Source organism: Vogesella fluminis (assembly GCF_014652335.1).
GTDB classification, from domain to species: Bacteria; Pseudomonadota; Gammaproteobacteria; order Burkholderiales; family Chromobacteriaceae; genus Vogesella; species Vogesella fluminis.
Genome location: NZ_BMYP01000116.1, coordinates 1 through 797 on the forward strand (window position 1 = coordinate 1; position 797 = coordinate 797).

General features: G+C 57.3%; 1 protein-coding gene. It reads left to right on the plus strand.

Features of this window, described 5'->3' with window-relative positions; genetic code table 11:
* Positions 1-206: 206 nt before the first annotated feature.
* Entirely contained in the window at positions 207-596 is a 390-nt protein-coding gene (locus tag IE083_RS15690) for a YidB family protein (RefSeq protein ID WP_189354966.1), read from the plus strand.
* Positions 597-797 lie beyond the last annotated feature (201 nt).

The window sequence follows — 797 nt, forward strand, 5'->3', positions numbered from 1 at the left end:
AATGCCGCTGAGGCTTGCAGCCTAAAAACGGTTTACGCGACAACTACGTTGACAAACGCCGCGGTCGTGGCAACACAAATAAAAACAGCGGCTTAGCCAATCGCACCACAAACCGGCAATGACAAAGGGAACATCCGCGCGAAAAGCATTGTTTGTAACCGGACTATGGTTTAAACCAGAATCTCCCCCCAACAGAAAGGTCGATCATGAGTCTGTTCAATCAACTTGGCAGCTTACTGGATAACGGCGGCGACAGTAACTGGTTAAGCAGCGCCAATATACTGCTGGAACAAAACGGCAGCGTCAGCGGCCTGGTCGAGAAATTCCAGAATGGCGGGCTGGGCGAAATCGTCAACTCCTGGGTCAGCACCGACAGCAACCTCAGCATCACCCCGGAGCAGATCGAATCGGTGCTCGGCCAGAGCCAGCTCGGCGATATCGCCACCAAATTGGGACTGGACAGCAGCCAGCTGTCGCAGCAGCTGGCCGACCACCTGCCGAGCCTGATCGACAAACTGACACCGGGTGGCGAGCTGCCCGCCGACAACCTGCTGGCGCAAGGACTGGACCTCGCCAAAGAACTGTTCAACCGCTGAATACGGTGGAGGTATCCGCTGCCACCCCGGCAAGGCGAGCAAGGTTGGCCGCAATGAGCCGGGAGCCTGCCGCAGCCCACTCTCAAAAGCCAAGCCCGGCTGCTAGGCCGGGCTTTCTGCATTCCGTGCTTTGAGCACGCCACAAAGCACAAAGCCCAGCTCGATTAAGCTGGGCTTTGTTTAAGGGGCGTCTGGCAGTGT

Excerpts from the sequence above, each read along its gene's own strand:
- IE083_RS15690 (WP_189354966.1), top strand. The coding sequence starts at position 207 with ATGAGTCTGTTCAATCAACTTGGCAGCTTACTGGATAACGGCGGCGAC.